17 protein-coding genes are annotated in these 17,275 nt (G+C 72.6%); 7 read left to right on the forward strand and 10 right to left on the reverse strand.

Annotation, left to right across the window (positions count from 1 at the left end):
* Nucleotides 1-56 precede the first annotated feature (56 nt).
* Complete coding sequence (locus HHX35_RS36295) at nt 57-1,235, reverse strand: ROK family transcriptional regulator (RefSeq protein ID WP_182903151.1); 1,179 nt, start codon at nt 1,233-1,235, stop codon at nt 57-59.
* A gap of 276 nt (nt 1,236-1,511) precedes the next feature.
* On the opposite strand from HHX35_RS36295, the gene hemG reads away from it, so the two are divergent.
* Both hemG and hemQ read left to right on the forward strand, forming a co-directional pair.
* Nucleotides 1,512-2,942, forward strand: a complete 1,431-nt coding sequence (hemG, locus tag HHX35_RS36300; protein WP_182903152.1) for a protoporphyrinogen oxidase — start codon at nt 1,512-1,514, stop codon at nt 2,940-2,942.
* Nucleotides 2,943-3,028: 86 nt separating this feature from the next.
* On the forward strand, nt 3,029-3,730 hold the full coding sequence (gene hemQ / locus HHX35_RS36305; protein WP_139574695.1) for a hydrogen peroxide-dependent heme synthase: 702 nt from the start codon (nt 3,029-3,031) through the stop codon (nt 3,728-3,730).
* On the opposite strand, the gene HHX35_RS36310 is transcribed toward hemQ, so the two are convergent.
* The 3 genes from HHX35_RS36310 to HHX35_RS44880 all read right to left on the reverse strand — a co-directional run bounded on the left by HHX35_RS36310 (nt 3,702) and on the right by HHX35_RS44880 (nt 6,950).
* On the reverse strand, nt 3,702-4,337 hold the full coding sequence (locus HHX35_RS36310) for a hypothetical protein (protein ID WP_182903153.1): 636 nt from the start codon (nt 4,335-4,337) through the stop codon (nt 3,702-3,704). The genes hemQ and HHX35_RS36310 overlap by 29 nt on opposite strands.
* 127 nt (nt 4,338-4,464) lie before the next feature.
* Nucleotides 4,465-5,118 carry a response regulator transcription factor gene (locus tag HHX35_RS36315; protein ID WP_310739541.1) on the reverse strand — a complete coding sequence of 218 codons (654 nt, stop codon included), beginning with the start codon at nt 5,116-5,118 and terminating at the stop codon, nt 4,465-4,467.
* Complete coding sequence (locus HHX35_RS44880) at nt 5,103-6,950, reverse strand: sensor histidine kinase (protein ID WP_182903154.1); 1,848 nt, start codon at nt 6,948-6,950, stop codon at nt 5,103-5,105. The genes HHX35_RS36315 and HHX35_RS44880 overlap by 16 nt, the downstream gene beginning before the upstream one ends.
* A gap of 143 nt (nt 6,951-7,093) precedes the next feature.
* Between HHX35_RS44880 and HHX35_RS36325 the strand changes: the two genes are divergently transcribed.
* A complete protein-coding gene (locus HHX35_RS36325; RefSeq protein ID WP_182903155.1) occupies nt 7,094-7,687 on the forward strand; it encodes a hypothetical protein in 594 nt (197 codons plus the stop codon).
* Between the two features lie 3 nt (nt 7,688-7,690).
* Here the strand turns inward: HHX35_RS36325 and msrB are convergent, their stop codons facing one another.
* On the reverse strand, nt 7,691-8,092 hold the full coding sequence (gene msrB / locus HHX35_RS36330) for a peptide-methionine (R)-S-oxide reductase MsrB (protein ID WP_182903156.1): 402 nt from the start codon (nt 8,090-8,092) through the stop codon (nt 7,691-7,693).
* 410 nt (nt 8,093-8,502) lie between these two features.
* Between msrB and ligD the strand changes: the two genes are divergently transcribed.
* Both ligD and HHX35_RS36340 read left to right on the forward strand, forming a co-directional pair.
* Nucleotides 8,503-9,498 (forward strand): non-homologous end-joining DNA ligase, encoded by a 996-nt coding sequence (ligD, locus tag HHX35_RS36335; protein ID WP_182903157.1) that lies wholly within the window; start codon nt 8,503-8,505, stop codon nt 9,496-9,498.
* A gap of 489 nt (nt 9,499-9,987) precedes the next feature.
* The gene (locus tag HHX35_RS36340) at nt 9,988-10,272 is read left to right on the forward strand and encodes a hypothetical protein (protein WP_182903158.1); all 285 of its coding nucleotides are present in this window, start codon (nt 9,988-9,990) and stop codon (nt 10,270-10,272) included.
* A 156-nt stretch (nt 10,273-10,428) separates the two neighbouring features.
* On the opposite strand, the gene HHX35_RS36345 is transcribed toward HHX35_RS36340, so the two are convergent.
* The 3 genes from HHX35_RS36345 to HHX35_RS36355 all read right to left on the reverse strand — a co-directional run bounded on the left by HHX35_RS36345 (nt 10,429) and on the right by HHX35_RS36355 (nt 13,785).
* Entirely contained in the window at nt 10,429-11,832 is a 1,404-nt protein-coding gene (locus HHX35_RS36345; RefSeq protein ID WP_182903159.1) for a glutamate decarboxylase, read from the reverse strand.
* A gap of 25 nt (nt 11,833-11,857) precedes the next feature.
* A complete protein-coding gene (locus HHX35_RS36350; protein WP_182903160.1) occupies nt 11,858-12,697 on the reverse strand; it encodes a class II glutamine amidotransferase in 840 nt (279 codons plus the stop codon).
* Nucleotides 12,698-12,918: 221 nt separating this feature from the next.
* A complete protein-coding gene (locus HHX35_RS36355) occupies nt 12,919-13,785 on the reverse strand; it encodes a tyrosinase family protein (RefSeq protein ID WP_182903161.1) in 867 nt (288 codons plus the stop codon).
* A gap of 324 nt (nt 13,786-14,109) precedes the next feature.
* Between HHX35_RS36355 and HHX35_RS36360 the strand changes: the two genes are divergently transcribed.
* Nucleotides 14,110-14,847: a pyrimidine reductase family protein gene (locus HHX35_RS36360; RefSeq protein WP_182903162.1), complete on the forward strand. Its 738-nt coding sequence runs from the start codon at nt 14,110-14,112 to the stop codon at nt 14,845-14,847.
* The gene (locus HHX35_RS36365) at nt 14,831-15,940 is read left to right on the forward strand and encodes an ATP-dependent DNA ligase (protein WP_182903163.1); all 1,110 of its coding nucleotides are present in this window, start codon (nt 14,831-14,833) and stop codon (nt 15,938-15,940) included. The genes HHX35_RS36360 and HHX35_RS36365 overlap by 17 nt, the downstream gene beginning before the upstream one ends.
* A gap of 29 nt (nt 15,941-15,969) precedes the next feature.
* Here HHX35_RS36365 and HHX35_RS36370 read toward each other — a convergent pair whose 3' ends face one another.
* On the reverse strand, nt 15,970-16,275 hold the full coding sequence (locus HHX35_RS36370) for an AzlD domain-containing protein (protein ID WP_182903164.1): 306 nt from the start codon (nt 16,273-16,275) through the stop codon (nt 15,970-15,972).
* A complete protein-coding gene (locus tag HHX35_RS36375; RefSeq protein ID WP_310739542.1) occupies nt 16,272-17,150 on the reverse strand; it encodes an AzlC family ABC transporter permease in 879 nt (292 codons plus the stop codon). The genes HHX35_RS36370 and HHX35_RS36375 overlap by 4 nt, the downstream gene beginning before the upstream one ends.
* Nucleotides 17,151-17,275: the final 125 nt, after the last annotated feature.

The raw sequence follows: 17,275 nt of genomic DNA on the forward strand, positions 1-17,275 counted from the left end.
AGACGGCCGCCGTCCCCTCGGGGGCGGCGGCCGTTCCGCGTCCGGAGGCCGCGGGCTCACTCGACGGAGAAGACGTGGTCGCTGATCAGCCGGGTCGCGCCGATGATCCCGGCCGTGTCGCCGAGCTCGGACAAGACGATGGGCAGGTTGCCGGTCGCCAGCGGCAGCGAGCGCTGGTAGACGACGCTGCGGATCTCCGCGAGCAGCGCGTGGCCCAGGCCGGCCACCCCACCTCCGATGATCACCAGGCCGGGGTTGAAGAAGCTCACGAGCGAGGCCAGCACCATGCCCACGTGCCGGCCGCCCTCGCGGATCATCCGTACGGCGGCGGCGTCACCCGAGGCCGCCGCCGCGGCGACGTCCTCGGCCGTCAGCGTTTCCTCGTGTGCGAGCCGTTCCGCGAGAAAGGGGGACTCGCCCGCCTCCGCGGCGGCCTGCGCGTCGCGGGCCAGCGCCGCGCCGCCGAAGTACGCCTCAAGGCAGCCCGTGTTGCCGCACGTGCACAGCGGGCCGTCGTCGGACACCCGGATGTGGCCGATGTCACCGGCGCTGCCGGTGACCCCGCGGTAGATCTCGCCGTCGACGACGATGCCGCAGCCGACGCCGGTGCCGATCTTCACGAGCAGGAAGTCGCCGACGGCCCTGGCGAGGCCCGCGTGCAGCTCGCCGAGTGCCATGATGTTCACGTCGTTGTCCACGAGCACCGGGCAGCCGAACTCGCGGCTCAGCGTCTCCCGCACGGGGAAGCGGTCCCAGCCCGGCATGATCGGGGGCGAGACCGGTGTCCTGTCGAGGAAGCTCACCGGGCCGGGGACGCCGATCCCGACGCCGTGGATCTCGGTCGTCTCGCCGGTCCGCAGCTTGCCGACGAGCTCGAGGGCCTGCTCCAGCACGGCCTCGGGGCCGTCCCGCACGTCCGCGGGCTTCGACAGATGGCCGAGCACCTCCAGTTCGCCGTTGGTCACCCCGACGTCGATGGACGTGGCGCCGATGTCGATGCCGACGAAACGCAGGTGCGAGGCGATCCGTACGATGCCCGACCGCCGGCCGCCCCGCGAGGCCGCGAGCCCGCCGGATTCGAGGAGGTTCAGCTTGGTCAGCCGGTCGAGTTCGAGTGCGAGCTTCGACGGTGACAGACGGGCCACCTCGCCGAGTTCGGCGCGTGAACGCGCGCCGTCCTGACGCAGGAGGCGCAGGATCCGCGCCTGGTGCGGGTTCTCGGGGCGAGCCGTCATTCGCTTCACGCCGCTCTTCGGGTCGGGAATCGGGTGCGTGCCAGAAGTGGCCGTACTTCTGCTCTGACTACAACAACTTTATTACAGCGAAGCCTTACTTTTTACCCTGCAGGTGAAAAGTTTCTGAGAATCTTGCGTTCCTGTCGGCTTTGTCGGTCAGTGTTCCTATACGTGACTATCCGTGCTCTCTCGGTGGCGGCGAGCTTCCCCGCTTCGCGGCGGACACGCCCCGCGCCGGTGCGGGACCCGGGCGTACGGGCCGGTAGCTTTGGCCCCATGGACGGGATTGCGGGTCGTCATGTGGTCGTCGTCGGCGGGGGCATCGCGGGTCTGGCCGCGGCGCTGCACCTGAACCGGGCCGACGCCGGCCTGCGCGTCACGGTGCTGGAGGCGGCGCCGAGAGTCGGAGGCAAGCTGCACGCCTCGCAGGTGGCGGGAGTGGAGGTCGACGCGGGCGCCGAGTCGATGCTGGCGCGGCGGCCCGAGGGCAAGGAACTGGCCCGGCTGGCCGGCCTCGGCGACGACCTGGTGGACCCCGGCACGACCCGGGCCTCCGTCCTGTCGCGCGGGTCGCTGCGCCCGCTGCCCCGGCAGCAGGTGATGGGCGTCCCCTCGGACGTGGTCGCCCTCGCGCGCTCGGGCGTCCTGTCGCCGGCCGGACTCGCCCGGGTGCCCCTCGACCAGTTCCTGCCGCCCACGCTCGTGACCGGTGACGTCTCCGTGACGGCGTACATCCGGGCCCGGATGGGGAGCGAGGTCGTCGACCGGCTGGTCGAGCCGCTGCTCGGCGGCGTCTACGCGGGCCGGGCCGACATGCTGTCGCTGGACGCCACCATGCCGCGGATCGCCGCCGTCGCCCGCACCGAGCGGTCGCTGCTGCAGGCGGCCAGGAGCATCACCGCGGAGGCCCCCGCGGACGCCGGGCCGGTCTTCACCACGCTCAGGAACGGCATGGGCGCGCTGCCCGCCGCGGTGGCCAAGGAGTCGGGCGCGCAGATCCGCACCGGCGTCACCGTGCGCGACCTGATCCGCACGCCGGACGGCTGGCGGCTGGTCACCGGTCCCACCAGGGACGAGGAGGTGATCGACGCCGACGCCGTCGTCCTGGCGGTCCCCGCGCGGCCCGCCTCCCGCCTGCTCGGGCGCGAGGTGCCCAAGGCGGCGGCGGAACTGGCCGCGATCGAGTACGCCAGCATGGCGATCGTCACCCTCGCCTATCCCAGGGCGGCTTTCCCCGAGCCCCCGGAGGGCAGCGGCTACCTGGTGCCGCCGGTCGAGGGCAGGCCGGTCAAGGCCGCGACGTTCAGCAGCGTCAAATGGCCCCATCTGGCCGAGGCCGACCGCAACGTCATGATCGTACGGTGCTCGGTCGGCCGCCTGGGCGAGGAACTCGTGCTCCAGCGCGACGACGCCGAGCTGACGGCCCTGGCGATGAACGAGATGGCCGAGATCATGGGTGTGCGGGGCCTGCCGCTGGACACCCGGGTGACCCGCTGGGGCGGCGCGCTCCCGCAGTACGAGGTGGGCCACCTCGACCGGATCGCCCGCGTGCGTGCCGCGATCGCCGGGCAGCCCGGCCTCGCCGTCTGCGGCGCCGCGTACGAGGGAGTCGGCATCCCGGCCTGCGTCGCGACCGCCCGCACCGCCGCCAAGCTCGTCCTGGAGCACCTGCGGGAGGCCCACGGCGCACCGCCCTCCGAAGCCTGACCGGCCGCGTGGGCGGCGGGCGCCGACGCGCCTGATCGGCGGCACCCGGCGGCCGGACCACCACCCCCTACCGGCAGAATGGAGGCATGACGGAGCCTGCCCCGCGGCCCAAGGCGCGCGATCTCAACCTGGTCATCCGCTACACGATGTGGTCGGTCTTCCGGCTGCGCGACCAGCTTCCCGCCGCCCGCGAGGGCGTGGCCGACGAGGTCGAGGAACTGCTGGCGCAGGCGGCGGGCAAGGATGTGACGACCCGAGGCTGCTACGACGTGGCCGGCTTCCGCGCCGACGCCGACTTCATGTTCTGGTGGCACGCCTCCTCGCCCGAGGACCTGCAGGAGACCTACACCCGCTTCCGCCGCACCGCCCTCGGTCGCGCCAGTGAGCCGGTCTGGTCGGCCATGGCCCTGCACCGTCCCGCCGAGTTCAACAAGTCCCACATCCCGGCCTTCCTCGCCGAGGAGGAGCCCAGGGGCTTCGTCTGCGTCTACCCCTTCGTCCGGTCCCTGGAGTGGTACCTGCTGGAGGACTCCGAGCGGCGCAGGATGCTCGCCGAGCACGGCATGATGGCGCGCGAGTACCCCGACGTGCGGTCCAACACGGTCGCCTGCTTCGCGCTGAACGACTACGAGTGGATGCTGGCCTTCGAAGCCGACGAGCTGCACCGGATCGTCGACCTGATGCGCCACCTGCGCGGAGCCGAGGCGAGGCGGCACACCAGGATCGAGATCCCCTTCTACACCGGCACCCGCAAGCCGGTCAGCGAGCTCGTCGCCGCGCTGCCCTAGCCATCGACCACCCCAGGACGGCCCAGGTCAGGGCCTCGACCAGGGGACCGGCCTGGCCGAGCGCCATCGTCAGCGGCAGCGTCGCCGGGAGGGCGACGGCGACGGCGCGGGGAACCAGCGCGGAGCGGAAGGCCGCGACCGCCAGCGGGACCAGGCCGGCCAGCCACAGCACGATCCCCGGCGCGTACAGCGCGCCGAGCGGGTCCGGCGGGTTCGTGGCGAGGACGAAGGTGGCGGTCACCGGGATCGCGACGACCGCGTGGCCGAGGCCGTACAGCAGGGCCCCGGCGTCGCCGATCCGCCCCCAGCCCCGCGCCCGGCCGTGGACGCGGCGCAGGGCCAGGACGGCCGCGACCGCCGCCGTCAGATAGAGGGCGTAGGCGCCCTCGCAGACGTAGTCGCCCACCGAGGCGAACGGCACCGTCTGCGTGTGCAGGATCTGCGTCACGCCGAGCGTCAGCGCCGCCGCCGCGGCGACGGCCGGAGCGGCGGTGACGGGATTCCGGCGACCCGGGGCGCGCGTGCCGGCCGGGTCGTCCGTGCCCCCGGCCCGATCGTCGGGGGTGGTGTGGCCGGCGGGAGCGCCGGGCGACGCGGTGGCGTCCATGAGTTTCTCCTCCGGAGGGTGCTGTCGTTGCCCGTCCAGATTCGTGCCGCGACCATCCCGGCCGGAGGAGCCGATGTTCCCGCCTGCCCGGGAACGCCTCCCGCGTCCACGGGACGCCCGGACGCGCTCAGCCAGTGGCGAGTCCCGCGGCGCGGGCGGCGGCGACCGCCTCCGCCCGGTCGCGTACGCCGAGCTTGACCAGGACGCCGGAGACGGTGTTGGCCACGGTCTTCGCGCTGAGGCCCAGGCGCGCCGCGATCGCCTGGTTGCCCAGGCCCGATGCGACGAGTCCGAGGATCTCGTACTCCCGGTCGGTGAGCGCGGGGAACGGCCGGGGGGAGACGCGGGGCGGCGCGTGCAGCAGCTTGATCACGGACTCGGCCGCGCCGGTCCCGAAGACGGCCTGGCCCCGGGCCGCCGCGCGCACCGCGGCGACCACGTCCTCCTGCGCGGCGTTCTTGAGCAGGTAGCCCCTGGCCCCCGCGCGGACGGCCGCCAGCAGCGACAGGTCGTCGTCCGACATCGTGAGCATGACCACGCTCGGCGGCCGTGGCCCGGCCGACAGCCGCCGGGTCGTCTCGATGCCGTCCATGTTCGGCATCGCGATGTCCATCAGCACGACGTCGGGGGAGTGCTCGCGGACGGCCGCGAGCGCCCGCAGGCCGTCCTCGGCCACCGCGACGACCTCGATGCCCTCCACGGTCGACATCAGCGCCCCGAGCCCGTCGCGGACCACCGGGTGATCGTCGACGACGAGCAGCCTGATCACAGGGGAATCCACGCGGTCACCACCGTTCCGCCGCCGCGGGCGGCTTCGATCGTCAGCCTTCCGTCCAGTTCCTCCACCCGCTCCCGCATCGAGGTCAGCCCGACTCCCGGGACGGCCTCCGGCCCGAGCCCGCGCCCGTCGTCGCGCACGCTCAGCTCGAACCCGTCCGCGACCCGGCCCAGCCGTACGGCGCAGCGGCGGGGCCCGCCGTGGCGCACCGCGTTGGTCAGCGCCTCGCGGGCCACCAGATAGGCCGTGACCTCCACGGCGGCAGGCAGGCCGCTCGCATCCGCGGCCGTGATCTCGATCTCCACCCCGCCGTCGCCCAGCGTGGCGGCGGTGTGCTCGACGGCCCCGGCCAGGCCGAGCTGGGCCAGCTCGGGCGGCCGCAGCCCCCGCACCAGGCGGCGTACCCCCGCCCCCGCCTCGGCCACCTGGGTCCTGATCTGGGTCAGCAGGCCGCGCGCCCGCTCCGGGTCGGCCTTCACCGCGTTGCCCGCGGCGTCCACCGTGAAGCCGATGCCCGCGAGGAAGGCGCCCAGCCCGTCGTGCAGGTCCCTGCTGATCCGCCGCCGCTCCTCCTCCCTGGCCGTGACCAGCAGCGTCCGCGAGCGTTGCAGCGCCGCGGCGCGGTGGGCGGCGGCGAGCGCGGCACCGGCGTGCGACGCGAGCGGGGCGAGCACCCGTGCGTCGCCTCCCGACGATCCGAGAGTGCCGAGGACCTCGTCCTGGAAGCGCAGCGGCACCGACACGCCGAGCGGGGCGGGCGTTCCCCGCTCGACGACCTTCAGCGGCTCGCCGGGCGCGCCCAGCTCGGCCCGCACGTAGGGAGCCCGGGTCGCCTCGGCCACGGCGTCGGCGACGGCGGCGAGGATCTCCCCGGGCTCAGAGGTCGCGGCCAGGCGGGCGCCCAGCCGGGCGTGCACGGCCTCGGGGTCGGCCCCGCCGCCGTACAGGATGCGGCCGGAGGCCCTGCGCAGCCAGCGGTGCAGCGGCTCGACGACGACCGCCACGGCCGCCGCGGCGGCGACGTGCGCCCCGGTGAGCCCGGTCACCGTGAAGTACAGCAGGGCCAGCGCCCCGGTCAGCAGCCCCAGGGTCAGCACACGGCGCAGCCACGGCCCGGTCCCGTACAGGTCGTGGCGGAGCATCGCCACGCCGACACAGGCCGGCAGGGCCAGGACGAACGGCACGCCGGCGGCGGGCAGCCGGGTGACGGCCGGCAGGAAGACCCCCGCCACGAACGCGGCGGCGCCGAGGCAGATCCACAGCAGCTGGGTGCGCTGCTCGCCCTGCGCCCTGGCCGTGCGGACGACGAGCCCGGCCGCGCAGGCGAGCGAGGTCGCGGCGAGGATCACGACGACCACCGGCAGCGCGTCCCGCACGGGAGCCAGGGCCTCGACCGCGAACGGCCGGTCGGCGCCCTCCGGCACCAGTGCGGCCACGACCGTGAACGCCGCGGTGGCGGTCACTCCCGCCGCCGCCACCGGCCGCCAGGCCCGCCCGGGCAGGCGGCCGTCCGGCACGAGCGGCAGCAGGACGCAGCACACGGTCAGCAGCGCGGGGGCCCAGGTCCACGTGCCCACCCAGGCGGCCCACCGGGCGCCGGGAAGGCCGGGCCGGAGGGAGTAGGAGTCGGCGAAGTAGGCGACCGCGCCGAGGACGGTCACGAGGCAGCAGGGACCGACGGCACCGCCCCTGCGATGGGCCACCAGATAGGCGCCGAGCGGGGTGAAACCGAGCGCGACCGCCGCGTCCACCGGGTCGGCGCCGCCCAGCGCCCCGCCGGTCGCGACCAGGACGCAGGCCAGCCCGAACACGAGCCAGGACATGACGGCCGGCACGCACCCTCCCTGTGAACGGCGGGGAACAGGACCCGTTCAGAAAGGACATTCTGGCGGATCTTGCGCGAAGCGTCGGAAACGGTCTTGGCGGCTCGAAGTCTTTGCCATACTGTGACGAAGAATCGACGTCCATGTGAGGCAGAGTGGCAAGCGGGCTGGCACGTTCCAGGGGGCGCCGTCGCAAGAGGCGGGCCCGTTCGCACGTCGTCGAGGTGTCCCTGGGGGTGGCCGCCTTCGCCGTCGGAGCCGTCGCGATCGCCTGGCCGCTGTCGCGTTCCGACGCGGCGCCCGGGCACGTGGTCGCCGCGCCCACGCCGCAGGCCTCCCCGGCCGGCGAGCTGACCGTCGCCAGCGTCGACACCGGCAAGAAGGCGACCACCAAGCGGGACAAGAAGGCGGCCGAGGAGAAGGCGTCGGGACCGTCGAAGTACACCGACACCAAGGCGGAGGCCTACTTCCGCAGCAGGTGGAAGGACAAGACCGCCAAGCGGGTCAAGGACATCCGCACCGAGGGCCGCTACCTGCGCATCTACACGAACCTCCCGGAGAACGCCGACAACTCCAAGGCCGCGATCACCCTGTGCAAGCGCGGCCTGGAGTACCTGGCCGAGCGGGGGGAGGCGAACCCCGTGGTGTTCGTCCAGTCCAGGTTCGGCGAGAACGGCAACCCCGTCCTCGCCAACGTCCTCGGCCCGAGCGACGACGACTGCCGGGTCACCTACCCCAAGCCGAAGTAGGCTTCACCGGCCCGGCCGCAGGGTCAGGCAGACGGAGTTGATGCAGTACCGGTCGTCGGTCGGCGTGGCGTAGCCCTCGCCGTGGAACACGTGCCCGAGGTGCGAGTCGCAGCGGGCGCAGCGGACCTCCACCCGGCGCATGCCGAGCGAGTCGTCCTCGTGCAGGGTCACGGTGTCCGACTCGGACGGCTCGTAGAACGACGGCCAGCCGCAGTGCGACTCGAACTTGGCCTCCGACCGGAACAGCTCCGCCCCGCAGGCGCGGCAGGAGTAGACGCCGACGGTCTTGGTGTCGACGTACTCGCCGCTGAACGGGCGCTCGGTCCCTGCCTGCCGGAGGACCCGGTACTCCTCGGGGGAAAGCTGCGCGCGCCACTCGGCGTCGCTCCTGATGACCTTCTCCATGCTCACCACCCTGCCTTCGGCGGCCCCTCGAGGGGGTTACGAAGTGAGGAACTCCAGGGAGGCCCGGGATCTTCCCCGCACGTGTTCGCGGATCGAGGCATCCTTTCCCGGGTCTTCCGGCGTCTTCACTGACGAGGGGGTTGATCGCCGTCACCCGCGCGGGGGCGGTCACCCGCACCGCCGTCAGGGCGGCGAAGCACCCGACCCGTGCTGGACGCCGCCGGACGGTGAGAGGAGGCCGCCCGCGGGCGGCCGCCGTGGTCCGTCCCGTCGCGTGCGGCGCCGTCCGAACGCGAGCGCGCCGTACGCGACCACGAGCCTGCGCCGGGAGGGCGCGGCCGTGGGAGCGCCCGGTCCGGCCGCCGTCGGCAGCCCGGGACGGACCCCCTCATCCGGGTAGGGTCACCTCCATGGCTTCGCCGTACATCGAGATAGAGGTGGGTGGCCGCACCGTCAAGGTCACCAATCCTGACAAGGTCTACTTCCCGGAGATCGGCGCCACCAAGCGCGACCTGGTGGAGTACTACGTGAGCGTGGGGGACGGCGTGCTGCGCGCTCTGCGGGAGCGGCCGACCTACCTCAAGCGGCACCCCGACGGCGTCGGCACCGAGGCGATCTACCAGAAGCGGATGCCCCGGCATCCCGACTGGATCGAGACCGTCACCGTGCGCTTCCCGAGCGGGCGCACGGCCGACGCGTTCTGCCCGACCGAGGTGGCGGCCATCGCCTGGTGCGCCAACCTCGGCACGATCGACTTCCACCCGTGGCACGCCCGCCGCGCCGACCTCGACCACCCCGACGAACTGCGCATCGACATCGACCCGCAGCCCGGCACCTCGTTCGAGCAGGCCCGCACGGTGGCCTTCACGGTCAAGGAGATCCTCGACGAGCTGGGCATGACGGGCTTCCCCAAGACCTCCGGCAGCCGCGGCATCCACGTGAACGTGCGCATCGAGCCCCGCTGGACCTTCACCGAGGTGCGGTACGCCGCGATCGCTCTCGCCCGCGAGGTCGAGCGGCGCTCGGACCTCGCGACGAGCGCCTGGTGGAAGGAGGAGCGGGGGGAGAAGGTCTTCATCGACTACAACCAGAACGCCCGCGACCGCACGGTGGTGGCCGCCTACTCGGTCCGCGCCCGGCCGGACGCCCGGGTCTCCGCTCCCGTGACCTGGGAGGAACTGGCCGGCTGCGACCCGCGCGACTTCGACATCACGACGATGCCGGAGCGGTTCGCCAAGCTGGGCGACGTGCAGCGGGCGATCGACGACCGGGCCCACGACATCGGCACGCTGCTGGAGTGGTACGACGCCGACGACCGGGGCGACATGCCGTATCCGCCGAACTACCCGAAGATGCCCGGCGAGCCGAGGCGCGTCCAGCCCAGCAAGGCGAGGCCGTCCAGCTGATCGTGACCGGCCGGGTGACGATTTTGTCCGCCTGTCTCTGCTCTTGATCGGCTCTTGCATTCCCGCCCGGTGTCCCTGGAGACGGGTGCGGGGATGGTCCTGGCGAGCGCTCGCCGACGGGGGAGCGGGCGCCCGTCCCCGGGCAAGACCGCGCACGGACGAACCTGGAACACCCGAAGAGCCTCGCCCTCATACCGCTGCGGAGGGCGGGGCCGTTGTGCACAAGACCGAGCGGGGGGAGACATCCGGATGTGCCTGAGCTGCGGCTGCGGCGAGCCTGACGACGACCACGGGAATCCCGACCACATCACCTGGACGGATCTGCGGAAGGCCTCCAGGGCTGCGGACATCAGCCCGGCGCAGGCCGCCGACAACATCAGGTCCGGGATGGAAGCCCTCGGCACGCCGCCTTCCTGACGCCGCGCCGTTCTCCCCTGGCTGGAACAGCTGGAAGCCGCCGCTAGACCGATATGTATGGAGAGTGACCAAGTGACGACACCGGTCAAGAGGATCACGATGTCCAAGCCGTTCTGCGCCCTCGCGGGCGTCGGCCCGTACGCGCTCGCCAAGGCCGGCGAGGTGTACGAGGACATGGCCGTCCGCGGCCGCAGGATCGTGAGCAGGATGAGCCGGGAGGCCGCGCAGGAGTTCGAGGAGACCGCGCACGAGCTGGAGGACCTCTCCAGGTCCGCTCGCCAGCAGGAGAGGCAGGAGCGGGAGAGGGAGACCGTCGCCCCGACGACCGGCAGGGCCCGCGCCACCACGAGGGCCTGACGCGCGGCCGCGTCCATCGAGGAACGCGCCTCCGGAGACGCCGCCGGGCATCCCGGAAACCGATCGGAACGCGGAGCGGCCCCGCCTCTCTCGATTTCGGGAGAAGCGGGGCCGCTCCTGGCGCGGGCGGTGCGGCAGTGGTGGAAGCTCGTGGTGTCAGTGGTGGAAGCTCGTGGCGTCGTCCGGGCCGAACATGGGCGCGGACTGCCTGTGCAGCCAGGGCAGCAGGCCGCGTAGGTCGTCCACCAGGCGGTCGGCCAGATCGAGCGAGAACCCGTTGCGGCACACCACCCTCAGCACACGCAGGTCCTCCCGGTTGGGCGGGAAGGCGTACGCCGGCACCAGCCAGCCCCACTCCCGCAGCCGCCGGGAGACGTCGTAGACGTTGAACCGGGTGACGTCGTCGGCGGTGGTGAAGGCGAACACCGGCAACTCGTCGCCGCGGGTGAGGAGCCGGAAGCAGCCGAGGCCCTCGATCTGCCCGGCGAGGTGGGTCGCCACCTGCCGGAGGGCTCCCTGCACCTCGCGGAAGCCCTCGTAGCCGAGCCGCAGGAAGTTGTAGTACTGCGCGACGACCTGCGATCCGGACCGGGAGAAGTTGAGCGTGAACGTCGCCACGTCTCCGCCGAGATAGTCCACGTGCTCCACCAGGTCTCCGGGGAGCGCGTCCCGGTCCCGCCACAGGACCCACCCGAGCCCCGGGTAGACCATCCCGTACTTGTGACCCGAGACGTTGATGGAGGCCACACGCGGAAGGCGGAAATCCCACACCAGGTCCGGTTCGAGGAAGGGGGCGATCATTCCGCCCGACGCGGCGTCCACGTGCACGGGCACGGACCACCCCGTGCGTTCCTCGAGCACGTCGAGTGCCGCGCAGATGTCGGCGACCGGCTCGTAGCTTCCGTCCATCGTGGAGCCCAGGACGGCGACGACGCCGATGGTGTTCTCGTCGCACCGCTCGGCCGCCTCTTCGGCGCCCAAATGGAACCGGTCGCCCTCCATGGGGACCAGGCGGGGCTCCACTTCCCAGTAGTTGCAGAACTTCTTCCAGCACACCTGGATGTTGACGCCCATGACCAGGTTGGGCCGCGCCCCGGCGGCGTAGCGGTCGGCGTTGCGCTGCGACCAGCGGCGTTTGAGCGCCATCCCGCCGAGCATGCACGCCTCGCTGGACCCGACGGTGGAGGTCCCGAGCGAGGCGTCCGGGTCGGGGGCGTTCCACAGGTGCCGGAGCATCGGGATGCAGCGCTGCTCCAGCTCGGCCGTCGCGGGATACTCGTCCCTGTCGACGAGGTTCCTGTCGGCGATGTCGCCCATGAGCGCGTGCGCCTCCGGCTCCATCCAGGTGCTCACGAACGTGGCGAGGTTGAGCCGAGGGTTCCCGTCCAGCATCAGCTCGTCGCGGATGAGCCGGGACACGGTGGCGGGTGCCGTGGGCCCCCCGGGCAGCCGCCGCCGGGAGGGAACCGCCGTGATTCCGGAGGCGGGGTTGGCCGCCCCGATGAACGGATTCACCCATACCGGCCGATGCCTGGCTTGCCTGCCTTCCTGTGAGGTCACCGTTCTCTCCTCTCCGTCGCCTCTGTCATCCAGGTGCCGCCGGGCTGAAGGGATGCATCTCGAAGACGCCGGGTTCGACCACTGTGTACGTCGACTCCGGAACCTTCAGCCACAGGCCGGGCAGATCGCGCAGGGGTTCTGACACGACGACCCGAGCGTCGTCGGAGAGCTCCACGGACTCGAAGACCTCCGGATGCAGATGCCGGAGAGCCTGGGTGCTCCCGCTGTGGAAGAGCGACCGCGAACGATGGTCGCTGGAGTAGCGGAAGGACCACAGCCGCTCGCCGTTCGATGTGGCCAGCGACATCTGGAGCGGGTGCTCCACGTCGTGTCTCCGCCCTGTCCGCTCCACGAGGCCGGCCATCCGCTCCACCGCCCCCGGCGGGTCCTCGGGCAGCCCGAACGTGAGCGCCAGGAAGAACATGACCTCCGAGTCCGTGGACCCCTCGATCGCCGGGAACAGATCCGGGGCGATGGCCATGACGAGGTCCCGTTTGACGCGGCCGAACCCGGAGATCGCGCCGTTGTGCATCCACAGCCATGAGCCGTGTCTGAACGGATGGCAGTTCGTCTGTTGTATCGCCGTTCCAGAAGACGCGCGCACGTGCGCCATGAACAGCGGCGACCGCACATGGCGGGCGAGTTCGCGGAGGTTGCGGTCGCCCCACGCGGGCTTGGTGTCCTTGAACACCGCGGGCGGCACGTCGCCGTCACCGCCGTAGTAGCCGACGCCGAACCCGTCGCCGTTCACCGTCTCCTTGCCGTACCTGGCGTGGAGACTCTGGTCGATCAGTGAGTGCTCCGGCTCGTAGAGCAGTTTCTCCAAAGCGATCGGCGCCCCACAGTAGGCCAGCCAGCGGCACATGTGTCCTGTCCCCCGTCACACAAGCCCGTCCGGTATCCCGTGCGGGTGGGGCCGCCACGGCCTCGATGGATGTACACGACCCGCTTCCGCTCGATCGGGCTCTCGGCGCCGTCGAACGCCCGCTGATCCGGCTGCACCGCCATGGCGCCCTCTGATCTGCCGTTCCCATGCGGGCAGGTCCGTACGCGCGGTGAGGCGCATTCCGGGGGGTGTACCCGGCGTCAGCGCGTACGCGGCCACACGCCGTCGTAGCGGTAGCCCAGCTTCTCGACGTCAAGGACGTTCGCGACCGGGTCGCCGTATCGGGGCAGGCGGCTCTCCTCGGTGACGTCCCCGTACGCCGACCGGACAGGAGCCTCGGGATGACGTGAGCGCCACATGTGCCACAGCAGGTCGCCGAAGCAGGCGACGACCCAGTACAGGGGGTCGTTCGGGGCGGCGGACTGGGCCAGGTCCCCTCCTATGCCCATCTGCACCGCGCCGATGTGGATTTCCAGCTGCATGTTGAACACCTGGAAGTCCGGATTTTTCAGCATGTTCGCGATGAGATCGGGCGAGGCCCATGGGGGAATCTTCCCGCCGTCGGCGTACGAACGCCGGAGCGGATGAACCCGCGGGACTTTGGCGGTCCACCCGGCGAACGCGCCGTCGAGCACGGCCTGATCGTGCTTCGCGCTCCCGTTTCCCCCGAAATACGCCTTCGACAACACCGCCGAGCGCTCCGGCGCCCGGCCGTCGCGGGGCCAGTCCCAGTAGGGCACGCACACGGCCGGATCGATGCGCTGGAGCTCCCGCTCGAAGTGCAGGAGATATCTGCGCTGCCACGGCAGGAAGAAGCCGTTGGCATGGGTGGCCGCGAAGTCGTCCGCGTAGGTCTTGACCAGCGCGTCGTAGGTTCCCCGCGCCTTCAGCGCGCGCACCGCCCGGACGAACGCCTCCCACTGCTCCTTGGTCATGTCGCCGACCCGCCTGCGGGCCGGTGGCCGGGCCGGGTCCGCGTGCGCCGCCGTCCCGCGCACCCCGAACGCGATCGCCGCCGTGCCCAACACCGCCGATGCCAGCAGCTCCCGCCTGCTCGGCCCGCGCATATATCCGCCCCCCGAATATCACCGGATTCCGTGGCCTGTTCCGATCGGCCGAAAGATTAGAACGGCGAAGCCGCCGGGGTGCTGGATTTTGCGCCGTGTCGGCCATGAGAGGGACCGGCCGTGGCCGTGGCGGCAGAAGAGGGTGGCGGCAGAGAAGGGCGGCGGCAGACGGAACGGTGGCGGCAGGGAACGGTGCGCTGGTGGGGCCGCGGCGGCGGGCGAGGCGGGCGGCGTCGCGGCGGAGAAGGCGTCGTGGGGGCGGCACGGGGGCGGCACGGGGGCGTCGCGGCGGTGTTGTCGGTGCGGTGTGCCACTGTAGGAAGCGTGCGCCGCATCCACCCCTACGCCGAGGACGAGCCGGACATCCCCGCCGCCTACGCCTATCCGCGTGACCACTGGTTGCGCCTCAACATGGTGGCCAGCGCCGACGGCGCGGCCTGGGTCGAGGGCCACTCGGAGGGCCTGTCCGGCCCGGCCGACAAGCGGATCTTCGGACTGCTGCGCGGCCTGGCCGACGTGGTGCTGGCCGGGGCCGCCACCGTCCGCACCGAGGGATACCGCCCGGCCCGCCCGCGCGAGTCGTGGCGGGCCCTGCGGGAGGGCAGGCCCCCGGCGCCGCCCATCGCCGTCGTCACCCGCCGCCTCGACCTCGACCTCGGCAGCTCGCTGTTCACCGAGGCGGAGCCGTACGCCAGGACGATCGTGATCACGACGGAGTCGGCGCCGAAGGACCGCCGCGAGGAGGCGGCCGCGAGGGCCGACCTGATCGTCGCGGGCGACGAGCGGGTCGATCTCGCGACGGCCGTGAGCGAGCTGCGCGACCGGGGCCTCGGCCGCGTCCTGTGCGAGGGCGGCCCCCGGGTGAACGCGCAGCTGGCCGCCGCCGGCCTCGTCGACGAGCTGGCGCTGACCGTGAGCCCGCTGCTGGCCGGCGGCGACGCGGCGCGCATACTGGACGGCGTCGCATCGCGCACGCCGCTGACCCTCGCCGGGGTGCTCGAAGAGGACGGCTTCCTCTTCTGCCGATACATCAGGGAGGCGCAGGATGAAGCTTCCGGTTGAGCCGCAGATCCCCGACCTCGACCTGCCGGTCGTGCCGCCGGTCGCGCCGATGCTCGCCAAGGCCGTCAAGGGGCTGCCGAAGCAGGACGGCACGCTCTACTACGAGCCGAAGTGGGACGGCTTCCGCTGCATCGTCTTCCGCGACGGCGACGAGGTCTTCCTGGGCAGCAGGAACGAGCGGCCCTTCACGCGCTACTTCCCCGAGCTGGTCGAGGCCGTCAGGCGGGAGCTGCCGCCCAAGTGCGTCGTGGACGGCGAGATCGTGCTGATCAGGGGACAGGCGCTCGACTTCGACGCGTTGCAGCAGCGCATCCATCCCGCGCAGTCCCGGGTGCGGCTGCTGGCCGAGAACACGCCCGCGTCCTTCGTCGCCTTCGACCTGCTCGCCACCGGGACGGAGGACCTCATGGAGGCGCCGTTCTCGGAGCGGAGGGCCCGGCTGGAGGAGGTGCTGGCGGGCGCGGGCCGGTCCGTACGGCTCACGCCGGTCACCCAGGACGAGAGCAGGGCCGCCGAGTGGTTCGACGCGTTCGAGGGCGCCGGTCTGGACGGCATCGTCGTCAAGCCGGGCGACCAGCCGTACACGCCGGACAAGCGGGTGATGTTCAAGGTCAAGCACGAGCGGACGGCCGACTGCGTGGTGGCGGGCTACCGCGAGCACAAGTCGGGGCCGGTCGTCGGCTCTCTGCTGCTCGGGCTCTACTCGCCGGACGGCCGCCTGCACCACGTGGGCGTCGCCGCATCGTTCCCGATGAAGCGGCGTGAGGAACTCGTCGAGGAGCTCGCGCCCTACCGGGTGGAGGACCTGAGCGAGCATCCGTGGGGACACTGGGCCGAGGTCGCGGCGGGCGGCGCCGAGGGCCAGCGCCTGCCCGGCGCCGTGTCGCGGTGGAACGCCAAGAAGGATCTGTCGTTCATCCCGCTGCGGCCGGAGCAGGTGGTCGAGGTGGCCTACGACCACATGGAGGGCGACCGGTTCCGTCACACCGCCCAGTTCCGCCGCTGGCGCCCGGACCGCACCCCGGCGTCCTGCACCTACGAACAGCTCGAACGTCCGGTGAGCTACGACCTCGACAAGATCCTCGCCCGCTGACCGGCCGGGCCGATCAGTCGGCCTGGCCGTCAGCCGGCCAGCGCGCGGACGGCGGCGGTGACGACGACGGCGGCCGCGACGATCACCAGGAACGGCGCGCGCAGCAGCAACGCGACGGCCGCCGCGGCGAGCCCGGCGGCCCTGGCGTCGACGACGAGCGTGCGGCCGTCGGCGAAGGTCTGCAGGGCGATCAGCGCGGCCAGCGCCGCGATCGGCACCAGGGCGGCCAGCTTGCGGACGAGCGGCCGCTCCAGCACCGCCGCCGGCACCGAAAGGCCGAGCAGCTTCACGGCGTAGCATCCGGCCGCCGTGACGACGATCGCGACCCAGATCATCGGCGTACTCCTCGGGGCGAGCGGCGCGCGAGGAGCCGTGACGCGGCCAGCACCGCGGGCGCGGCGAGCACGGCCACCAGCACCGGCACGCCCGCGGGCACGAACGGCACGCAGGCGAGGGCGAGCACGACGGCCAGCACCGCCACCGCCGCCTCCTCGCGCCGGATGAGCGTCCGGATGAGCGTCCGGACGAGCGGGGCCCGGGCCGGCGGTGTGCCGGGCGGCGCCGCCTGCGGGCGGGCCGCGTCATCGGCCGGTGCCGGAGAAGTCGCAGGAGCGGCAGGGGGAGCGGTGGCAGGCGCGGAGGAGGAACGGGCCCGGAGCATGGGGAGGAGCAGGGCGAGGAAGACGGCCGGGCCGGCGGCGTCGAGCCCCCAGGCCGCCGGATCGCCGAGCGCGGAGGCGCCCAGCGCGCCCAGGAACGTGGTGATGTTCCATCCGGCGTACAGGCTGACCCCGGTGACCGTGAACCCGAGGCGGGCGAGGCGCCGGTCGGGCTGGGCCAGGGCCACGGCGGAGGTCTCGTCGATCACCCACTGCGCGGCGAGCGGGCGGACCGATTTGGGGAGCCCGAGCAACTGCGACAGCCGCAGCCCGTAGAAGGCGTTCCGGACGCCGAGCAGCAGCGCCCCGGCCGCGGCGGCAAGCGGGTTCCCGCCGGTGCCGAGCGCGCCCACCAGCGCGAACTGGGACGCCCCGGTGAACACGAACAGCGACAGCACGCAGGTCTGGACGACGGTCATCCCCGCACCCGCCGAGGTGACGCCGAACGCGAAGCCCGACAGGCCGACGGCCGTGCCGACCCCGAGGGCGTCCCGCACGACCGCCGCCCGGGGCTTCGGCGGCAGGCCGGCCTGCACTGGTGTCGTGGTCACCCGCCCGAGAGTAACGAAGTGTGCAGGAATGTCCCCTATGGGGGTAAGTGCCGAGTTCACGACACCGACCCGTACGGCACGCAGGCCCCCGGGGTCGTGCCCGTCCGCGACCCGGCCTCCCGGCC

Origin of the sequence: Microbispora sp. H10830 (genome assembly GCF_014161375.1) — a bacterium.
In the GTDB taxonomy this organism is placed as follows: Bacteria; Actinomycetota; Actinomycetes; order Streptosporangiales; family Streptosporangiaceae; genus Microbispora; species Microbispora catharanthi.